The 8,769-nt window shown below is 43.1% G+C and carries 9 protein-coding genes and 2 pseudogenes; 4 read left to right on the forward strand and 7 right to left on the reverse strand.

What is annotated here, in order from left to right; genetic code table 11:
• Together F6J94_RS25205 and F6J94_RS25210 are read left to right on the forward strand one after the other, a co-directional pair.
• Positions 1-678 (forward strand): hypothetical protein (locus F6J94_RS25205; protein WP_293045168.1); only part of this gene is annotated, 678 nt, incomplete at its 5' end.
• A gap of 569 nt (positions 679-1,247) precedes the next feature.
• Positions 1,248-1,436, forward strand: coding sequence for a hypothetical protein (locus F6J94_RS25210; protein WP_293045170.1), 189 nt, complete (start codon positions 1,248-1,250; stop codon positions 1,434-1,436).
• An 11-nt stretch (positions 1,437-1,447) separates the two neighbouring features.
• Here the strand turns inward: F6J94_RS25210 and F6J94_RS25215 are convergent, their stop codons facing one another.
• Positions 1,448-1,597, reverse strand: coding sequence for a hypothetical protein (locus F6J94_RS25215; protein ID WP_293018454.1), 150 nt, complete (start codon positions 1,595-1,597; stop codon positions 1,448-1,450).
• Between the two features lie 365 nt (positions 1,598-1,962).
• On the opposite strand from F6J94_RS25215, the gene F6J94_RS25220 reads away from it, so the two are divergent.
• Entirely contained in the window at positions 1,963-3,273 is a 1,311-nt protein-coding gene (locus F6J94_RS25220) for a putative sulfate exporter family transporter (protein WP_293045172.1), read from the forward strand.
• A 253-nt stretch (positions 3,274-3,526) separates the two neighbouring features.
• Here F6J94_RS25220 and F6J94_RS25225 read toward each other — a convergent pair whose 3' ends face one another.
• The 3 genes and pseudogenes from F6J94_RS25225 to F6J94_RS25235 all read right to left on the reverse strand — a co-directional run bounded on the left by F6J94_RS25225 (position 3,527) and on the right by F6J94_RS25235 (position 6,373).
• Positions 3,527-4,093, reverse strand: a complete 567-nt coding sequence (locus tag F6J94_RS25225; RefSeq protein WP_293045174.1) for a Uma2 family endonuclease — start codon at positions 4,091-4,093, stop codon at positions 3,527-3,529.
• An 82-nt stretch (positions 4,094-4,175) separates the two neighbouring features.
• Positions 4,176-4,961: pseudogene (locus tag F6J94_RS25230) on the reverse strand (endo-1,4-beta-xylanase); the annotation flags it as partial.
• 29 nt (positions 4,962-4,990) lie between these two features.
• Complete coding sequence (locus F6J94_RS25235) at positions 4,991-6,373, reverse strand: transposase (RefSeq protein ID WP_293045176.1); 1,383 nt, start codon at positions 6,371-6,373, stop codon at positions 4,991-4,993.
• 31 nt (positions 6,374-6,404) lie between these two features.
• Between F6J94_RS25235 and tnpA the strand changes: the two genes are divergently transcribed.
• Positions 6,405-6,824 carry an IS200/IS605 family transposase gene (gene tnpA, locus F6J94_RS25240; protein ID WP_293018467.1) on the forward strand — a complete coding sequence of 140 codons (420 nt, stop codon included), beginning with the start codon at positions 6,405-6,407 and terminating at the stop codon, positions 6,822-6,824.
• Between the two features lie 52 nt (positions 6,825-6,876).
• On the opposite strand, the gene F6J94_RS25245 is transcribed toward tnpA, so the two are convergent.
• From F6J94_RS25245 to F6J94_RS25255, 3 genes and pseudogenes are all read right to left on the reverse strand, one after another.
• The gene (locus tag F6J94_RS25245; protein ID WP_293045178.1) at positions 6,877-7,077 is read right to left on the reverse strand and encodes an endo-1,4-beta-xylanase; all 201 of its coding nucleotides are present in this window, start codon (positions 7,075-7,077) and stop codon (positions 6,877-6,879) included.
• A 3-nt stretch (positions 7,078-7,080) separates the two neighbouring features.
• Entirely contained in the window at positions 7,081-8,217 is a 1,137-nt protein-coding gene (gene dprA / locus F6J94_RS25250) for a DNA-processing protein DprA (RefSeq protein WP_293045180.1), read from the reverse strand.
• A 124-nt stretch (positions 8,218-8,341) separates the two neighbouring features.
• Positions 8,342-8,769: pseudogene (locus F6J94_RS25255) on the reverse strand (hypothetical protein); the annotation flags it as partial.

Below are 8,769 nucleotides of genomic sequence, written 5' to 3' on the forward strand. Positions count from 1 at the left end.
TTTAGAGTCTTTTATCTACTGCTAATTACTGGAACGATGAGTATTAGTTTTCCGACCTCATCAGTATCAATTGCAGCTTCGTTTACCAGTCAAGGGAATCAAGTAGCGAAAGCAGTGAGTCAAACCAAACAGAAAACACAATCTGTATGGGCTAAGATCCGAGATATTTTTCGTAGGAAGAAAGATGAAGCAGGTACCCATGGAGAGTTTTGTTCAATTTCTCCTAATATTGCTGCCTATCGCACCTGGAGTGACCAACCTCTATTTGCTTGGGAAGGAAGTGTTAATATCATTCAAGTTCGTTCCTCTCGCTATGGAAAAGCCTTATGGTCTTATCAGGTAAACGATAATCAGACTAGTGTTATTTACAATGCTGATGGTAAAGGTCAGCCACTTCAACGAGGTAAAGAATATTATTACTGGGTACAGTATAACACAACTGATAATAATGGACAACTAATTACAGATACCGAAACTATTCCCTTTCAAGTTATGGGTGGTGAAGCGTATCGGATTATCCAAGCTGAATTGCCAGCTGAGCATAAAACTGCTCAGCTGGCGAGTTACTTTGCTGATCAGGATCTTTTCCTAGATGTGGTACGAGTGATTTCCGTGTTTGGGGACTTAGATAGTTGGAAAACTAATACTGAGGAATTATATCAAGAGTTTTGTGAGTAGTCAAGGGCGAATTTATCTATCTTAAAAATTACTGAAAAATCAATTAGTCTGACTCCTGACTCGAAGCTCCTCAATCAGAGGATAGTTTGTTATGTCGAAATCAGGTATTATCAGTCTTCACAATTCATAATTTTTAGTTTTCATAATCTAACGATACTAGTCTTAACTACAGGAATTAGACAGCAAATATACCTGTAGTGTTCTACTACCTATAGTTGTTTGTGACTATTTTTGCCTAAGTCCTAAACTAGTTTCATATTTCCTTAAAGCTCTCTTCACAACTTCCTTGATTATATTGATAATAACTTGATACAAGTTGTCCGGAGCATTTGATAAGATCATTATAATCAACGTCACTTGATTGTTTTTACAGAAACCTGGAACGGCATAGGAAGCTATAGTTATCAACTTCATTGAGGAGTTTGAGGGAGCTCCTGAATTATATTAGCGCTGTTAGTTATAACCTCTCGTTGCTAGGGAATTGATCAACTACCAATCTAATCAGCCATTAAAGTTAATTTTTGTTTGAACAGTCATTAGTAACCAAATGTAGTCGAGATAATCTAAAAATGAAAAAAAAACTTGCCAAAATTGTTAATAATGCACTCACCAGTGTTGCTCTGTGTATTGCGATCGCATCTTACGTTTATAAAGCAGAGGCGGCTCCTGTGTTTCTAAATCTTTCCTGGGAAGGAATTAATGGGTTTACAGTTGAATTTATGTTCAGCTTCGACCAGCAGTTTGTACTGGGATTTTAAGATAAACCCTCCTAAATAGCCTCAAAAGCAGATGCAGATCTAGCGTCTATCAGCAGTATTTCCTTCTCTTGATGCAGTCGCTGCTGCACTTGGGTTTCGGTCATTGTGGTAGCGCCGACGTATGTCTGAGATCTTGCACCATTGTCATTAATCGTAGTCATTAATCGTAGGGTGGGCAGTGCCTACCAACGCGCTTTGCAAGCTTCATTATCTGTCTGGTGCACTGCCCACCCTACATGAACCTTGGGTTTCGGTCATTGTGGTAGCGCCGACGTATTTCCCTAGCTCTGGTTGGCTTTCAGGGGATTTCGAGTTTAGAGCCTTTGAAAGTACCACTAGGAGCAATCGTTACCGAGAATAAAGTATAGCGCTCTGCCCAGGGAATAGGAAATAGTTAAAGAAACTGACCCCGGCGTGGGGAGATCGCCATCTTCCCATCTGCATCTTAGCGTGCTACTTTTACGAATTGGTATTATGAATTGATATTATTTCGGTGGTGCGTTCCAGGGTAAAATAAAATCTACTAATGAGTCAAACAAAATGGTCTAACCTTTACAAATTAGAAGACTGGTGGTCTGTATGGATTGGTCTGCTGTTATTGGGGACAGTGTTTAGTGGCATCATAACCGTTGTGCCAAAGATGCCCAAATGGAAAGGGATAGATCTATTATCGGCACTCCCCTGGGAATTGCTTCCTAAACTGGCATTGCTCGCCATTGGTTTATGTGCTCTGTTTACCCTTGGCAACCTGGTAATGAAGGGAAAAGAAGGCAGAAACATGATACCAGGCTTTTTGGTTATCTTTCTTTTAGCAGTTTTATCCTATATACTGGGGAATTCACAGACCGCTAAAGCAATTAACCTCGGCTATGCTTTCTGGGCATTGTTGATTGGACTAATCATCAGCAATACTATTGGTACACCAAGGTGGATGATGCCAGCGGTGCGTACTGAATATTACATCAAGACTGGCTTAGTGATTCTCGGTGCAGAAATTCTCTTTAACCGAATTGTGGAATTCGGACCCTATGGTTTAGCGATCGCTTGGCTAGTTACGCCTATTGTGATCATATTTATGTATCTGTTTGGTACTCGGGTTCTGAACATGCAGCAGAAATCACTGGTGATGGTAGTCGCCACATCCACATCAGTGTGTGGTGTATCAGCCGCTATTGCAGCAGCAGCAGCCTGTAAGGCTAAGAAAAACGAGTTGACTTTAGCTGTAGGGATGACTCTCATTTTTACCGTTGCCATGATGGTGATCATGCCCTTGTTTCTCAAGGCTGTAGGTATGAATGAATTAGTCAGTGGTGCATGGCTGGGGGGAACCATTGATTCTACTGGCGCAGTTGTCGCTGCTGGTGAAACAGTAGGGGAAATCGCTGGTCAAGCTGCTGCTTTAGTAAAGATGATTCAAAATATGCTGATCGGCGTGATAGCTTTTGCGATCGCTTTATTTTGGGTCTTTTGTGTAGAGCGCGAGCCAAATGCTCCTAAACCACAAATGATGGAATTATGGGTACGTTTGCCCAAGTTTATCTTAGGTTTTATAGCTGCTTCTCTGTTAGTATCCTTTGTTTGTATTCCCTTGATGGGGATGGATACAGTTAAAGGCATTCTTAGTCAAACCAAGACCTATCGCGGCTGGCTATTTTGTATCGCATTTTTGTCCATTGGTCTAGACTCGAACTTTCGGGATTTAGGGACACAACTTCAGGGTGGTAAACCCATGATTCTTTACTTGGTAGGACAGAGTTTTAACATTGTGCTTACTTTGGCTATAGCGTGGCTAATGTTAAGCGGAATTATTTTTCCTATACCGGAGTTAGGACAGTGATAAACACTATCCGAAAATCCCTAATCTTTTTGATGAGTATTTGCGCACTTCCGCTACTACTGTGGTTATTGAATAGCTTGATAGTAGGTGGTTATTTGGGGTCGAGCGTACAGGATATTTACGAAAACGAGAGTGATGCTTCAGGAATTTTCTGGACAGATGTAGAGATACTATCTCAAGATTAACCTAGTCAACTATAGCAGTTATAAATTGGCTTGGTAACTGCTATATATAGCCTAATATATCATATAATTTATGATAAATCTAACGTAAATCCAGATAAAACATCTTCTCCTGATAAGGTTTTTGGAGATTGGATAATTTCTACATCTTGATTGGGACGATAGATTTCCACAACCTTATTTTGGGGATCAATTAACCATCCTAATCTAGCGCCATTTTCCATATATTCTCGGAGTTTAGTTTGCACCATTTTCAGGGAATCACTCGGAGAACGCAATTCCAGCACAAAATCAGGACATAAAGGAACAAATTTATCCTGTTCTTCTAAGGTTAACCCTTCCCAACGCTCTCGTTTAACCCAAGACGCATCAGGAGAACGATTTGCTCCATTAGGTAGTTTAAATCCTGTATTAGAGTCAAATGCAACACCAAGTTTCATTTGACTGCTCCACAATTCTAGTTGAGTCGATAGTTTAATATTTCGTCTACCTGTATTTCCTCCCGTAGGTGACATGATGATTAAATATCCTTCAGAAGTGCGCTCAAATCTTAAATCCCTGTTATCTTGACAAAGCTGGAAAAATTGTTCGTCACTTAAATTAATAGTTAATTCGAGGGTATCAGGTAAATATACCATATTAATTAGCTCCCAAATTATACAACAATTTACTGAATTAAAAAGGATAATTTAAGCTATTTTTACTTTTGTTTTTTACTTTTTAAGCCTCAATTTTAAAAACCTCAACCATCGCGTGATAAGCAGCTTTAGGACGATAGGATTCATCGAAAGGTAGAGGAGAATCTGGTTTACCAAAGAAATCCGGAATCCAGGAATGATGATCTGCAAATTCCCAAGTTAAGAAGGCTGTACAATTGGGAGCCTCTAAACAAACTTGGAGGATATCTCGATATACCTTTGTCTGAGCAGCCACCCGTTCTTCTGGTGTGCCACTACCATCATGGATTTTTACGTCCATCTCGGTAACCTGAACCTGCAATCCCAACTCACCCAGACGCTTCATGTTTGCTGCTATGTCTTCCGGCTTAGGAGGATTTTGAATACTAATGTGCATCTGAAAGCCAATGCCATGAATTGGGACATCCCGTTGCCGCAAGTCTTTGACCATGGCATAAATCGCATCTGACTTTGCCCCAAGTCCTTCTCCACTGTAGTCATTATAAAACAAGGGAACTGTGGGGTCAGCTTCATGAGCCCAGCGAAATGCCAACTCAACGTATTCTGGTCCAATGCCGCGCAACCAAATTGTATCTCGTTTCCTTTGTCCTGCTGAGTCTTGGTCTGCTACCGCTTCATTGACCACATCCCAAGCTGCTAATTGTCCCCGATAGTGACCAACAACAGTATGAATATGTTGTCGCAGGATATGGATTAACTCTTCCGGTGTCCATTGTCCGTGGGTTAGCCACCAAGGCACACTATGATGCCAAACTAGATTATGACCGCGCACCTGCATGTGATTGGCTTTCGCAATGGCTACAAAGTTATCAGCAGCATGAAGTCTCCCCCAGCATCCTACGGATAACTGGGGGTGTCAAAACCCACTACACTAGAACTAGGAGTGTTCCAGAGTGTAGAAAGCGTAACAGCCCGACTTCTAGGCGCTAAACGGGTTCTTTTGCCACGTTTAGCCTCACCCTTTTTATGGACAAGCTCATAGAACCAATACTTTGCAGCAATGTTGTAAGTTGCCTGCAAATCTGTGTTGTATCGTTTCCCAGTTGGGAATGTACACAGACCATAGTTTTTAGAATCGCGTTTGACCGAACCCGAACCATCATAGGCATTGCTGGAAGTGCCCCTAGGATTGACGTACTTAACCGTACCGCCTAGTTCATTCCACTTGGCTTCAGTCCAGGTTGCAATAGCCCTGTGAAGCCATCCATGGAAGCGTTGGCGCAGATTAGAACGTTTCCGTCCGCCTCTAGGTTTCCAGCCTAAGAGAAGCTCAAACACAATAAATTTGGCTCCCCACGCTTCCGCAAAGTCCACCAGTTCTCTAGAGACAGAGTGAGCAATCTGGGTATTGATGTTGCTAGCCTTGCGGTAGTTGCCCCGACAAAAACCTTTATGCAACTTCCCATTGCTCAGACTGGCTTTTTTGCTGATTCCCTTGAGTCGTTTATCTCTGCGGTCTATGTCTCTACCAGGGTGAATGAAGCGCCTAGCTAGAACAGTGCCATCTGAGGTAACAACTGAAGCAACAGCAGTGGTATTGATGCCAAGATCAACTGACACGACTCTATTAGTTTCCTGCCTGTCATCTGGATTGCATCTGAACGGGACTGAGAGGTGACACTTTTTCTCGTTGACGATGAGATAGGGTGACAGCTTCTCATTGGTATCAAGCAAATGACGTTTGTATCCAGGTTCGATTTCTACCGGAACGAGGGTCCATACCCAGTCTGTGCCAGTGAAAACCTTAATCTTGGCGGTATCCATCGCAGCACCAAACAAGATGCACTGACCTTGGTACAGGGCAGGGTAACAGCCACAATCAGCGTTTAGCCGTGGTGGTTTAGCGTCTCTGCGCTTTCTGATTCCTGATTGCCACTCCATATAACGGGTGACAAATGAGGAAACTTGACCAATGGCAAAACTGATAGCAGACCTCCGGTAGTAGGAAGGGAACTTATAGAAACGACGAATGAAGTACTCGTACTTAGGATATTGATTCTGACGTGTCTTGTGCATCAACCGCTCAACCGCTGGAATTCTTTGCTTGCTGGAAAGACCACCTAGTTCAGGCCAATGGGTAAACACGACGCTAATCAACCCACGACAAATAGAACGGAACTCTTGAACTGTCAGCCTTAGAAGTTGACGTTGTAGCTGAGATGGCTTTAACTGCCATTTGTCCGTCCTAATTAAATCCTTTCGTCGTTTTTTCTGTGCCATAATGACTAATATTAGCATATGTCGTTAACCCATGGCTAGACAGTTAAACCGCCATGCTCACAGTGTCACAGCATTGAGTGTGCATATGGTTTTTGTCACGAAATATCGCCATGCTTGCATCACGGATGATATGTTGAAACGTATTCGTGAAATCATCGCCAAGATGTGTCTTAAGCGTGGTTGCATCCTAATGGATTGCCAGACTGACTTAGGCAAGCGTGACCATATTCACCTTTTAATAGACAAACATCCCAATATTTCCGAATCTGAGCTAGCAATGGCACTTAAAACCATCACCAGTCGAGAGATCCGGAAAGAGTTTGCACAATATCTGAAGCAGTTCTATTGGAAGCCTGTTTTTTGGAAGCGTGGTTACTGTGCTGTATCAGCTGGGGGAGCCAGTCTCGACAAGCTGAAGGAGTACATGGAAGCCCAAGGGAATGCAGACTAGCCCCAAGACCCCTCACCCCCACCTGCTTCGCAAAGTGGGGGAATGTTGGGTTTCAGTCAAAATTATAGTGATGGCGTTGGGGCTGTAGCGGCTCAAACTTGATGATATAAGTTGGTGTCACAATGTTATATTCACGCATCAACACCTCCTGATAACTAGGATCGTTTCGCAACGGTTCCATGGACACTCCCGTTCCAATCGCCAATTTGCGCTTTTGTGCCAAGGAACGTAAATTACTGTTATTTGTATTCATGCTTCATATTCCAGTGATTAATTTTCGATATCGCATCCCTGGTGACTGAGACACTAATCCCATTAGTTCCAACTGTAACAAGGCACTGGATACTGAGCCTGCTTCTAAAGCTGCTTGCTGGACAATGATATCGAATGGGGTTGGTTCAAATGCGATCGCATCCAACACTTTTGCCAATCCTGGCTCTAAGGTCGGTACAGGTAAAGCGGGTAAAGGTTTTTCTACAGCCGAGTGGGGGTCAAGTTCTGGAATAGCTCCGAGCATTTCCAACAAGTGACCTTCACTTAAAATTACATGGGCACCCCGATTTAACAGTCCCAAACAACCGATAGAATTGGGATTATCTAAGGAACCTGGTAGTGCATAGACATCCCGACAGAACTCATTGGCTAGCCTAGCAGTAATTAGCGCTCCGGACTTGTTAGGCGCTTCCATCACCAAAACTGCACGGCTTAAACCAGCAATAATCCGATTCCGTTGGGGAAAATTTGAGCGTGCGGGTTTCGTACTGGCTGGATACTCACTGATTACCAATCCCTGTTCTTGAATTTGTTTGTAAAGATAACTATTGCTCAAGGGATATACCACATCAAGACCAGTTCCCAAAACTGCTATTGTCCTACCACCCGCTTCCAGACAGCCGCGATGGGCTTGTGTATCAATTCCCACTGCCATACCGGACACCACTGTAAAACCATGCTTAGCAAGGGTAGCACTGATTTTACGAGTCCAACGTTTACCGTATTCGGTGGGATTGCGGGTACCCACAATACCGACTATGGGCTTGCTACCGTAATTTTCTTGTAGATCAACTAGTCCGCTATAGTATAGTGTTGCGGGAGGACTAGGAATTTCCTGTAACAAGCGGGGATACTCCCCATCCGCTGGTGTCCAGAAACAAGGATTTTTGACCAAGTGTTGCTCGAGTAGCTGTTCCGGATTAGTTTGGCCACGCATTTTCACTACTCTTTCGATCAGCCGCACCCCGAACCCTTCAACTGCTCCTAACTCTGAAGCTGAAGCTTTCCAAGCCTCTGCTAGAGTCCCAAACTGTTGCTGTAGCCGTTGGAGCAATACTGATCCGATACCGGGAACTTCGGACCATGCCAGCCAGTACGCACGTTCTTCTTCCTTGGTCAATCGCTTCGCTCCAATTATAAATTATCAATTTATATTTCAAAAATACCCCATAATTTGAATTATAAATTTTCAAAAAAAATATAATTTTCTTAATTCTTAATTCTTAATTCTTAATTCTTAATTCTTAAACTGGATGCTGTCCATAAAACGGCAGTACTTCTGACCAGTTGGGTCGCTTTCCCTGTTGCCAATCGAGATAAGCAAGTTCCAAGACACCCCTAGCATAACTTCCCAAATTTGCCGGAGCCTCTAGCAATCGTAATGGTGTTTCTAAGGTATCCAAAACTTGTTTCCATTGATCTGAAGTCATGACAGCATCTGGTAATATCTTCCTCAGCCCCAGACCAGCTATTGATGGCTGATAGATGGCGGTATAAAGCTGACCACGTTGGGCAGGCATTTGAATAGCAATCTGAGTGCTGTTCCCGTAGCGTGGGCGTAGCCCATGTGCTGAATCCTGAGTCCTAATTGCTAATTGCTGTTCCCGTAGCGTGGGCGTAGCCCATGTGCTGAGTCCTGATCCAGAGTTGTCTTGATAAATAGCACAACAGA

The sequence above is a fragment of the Moorena sp. SIO1F2 genome (assembly GCF_010672755.1).
In the GTDB taxonomy this organism is placed as follows: Bacteria; Cyanobacteriota; Cyanobacteriia; order Cyanobacteriales; family Coleofasciculaceae; genus Moorena.

Coding starts and splice junctions, on each gene's coding strand:
- F6J94_RS25245 (WP_293045178.1), bottom strand. CDS start 7,077: ATGAATACAAATAACAGTAATTTACGTTCCTTGGCACAAAAGCGCAAA.
- F6J94_RS25210 (WP_293045170.1), top strand. CDS start 1,248: ATGAAAAAAAAACTTGCCAAAATTGTTAATAATGCACTCACCAGTGTT.
- F6J94_RS25220 (WP_293045172.1), top strand. CDS start 1,963: ATGAGTCAAACAAAATGGTCTAACCTTTACAAATTAGAAGACTGGTGG.
- tnpA (WP_293018467.1), top strand. CDS start 6,405: ATGGCTAGACAGTTAAACCGCCATGCTCACAGTGTCACAGCATTGAGT.
- F6J94_RS25225 (WP_293045174.1), bottom strand. CDS start 4,093: ATGGTATATTTACCTGATACCCTCGAATTAACTATTAATTTAAGTGAC.
- F6J94_RS25215 (WP_293018454.1), bottom strand. CDS start 1,597: ATGACTACGATTAATGACAATGGTGCAAGATCTCAGACATACGTCGGC.
- F6J94_RS25235 (WP_293045176.1), bottom strand. CDS start 6,373: ATGGCACAGAAAAAACGACGAAAGGATTTAATTAGGACGGACAAATGG.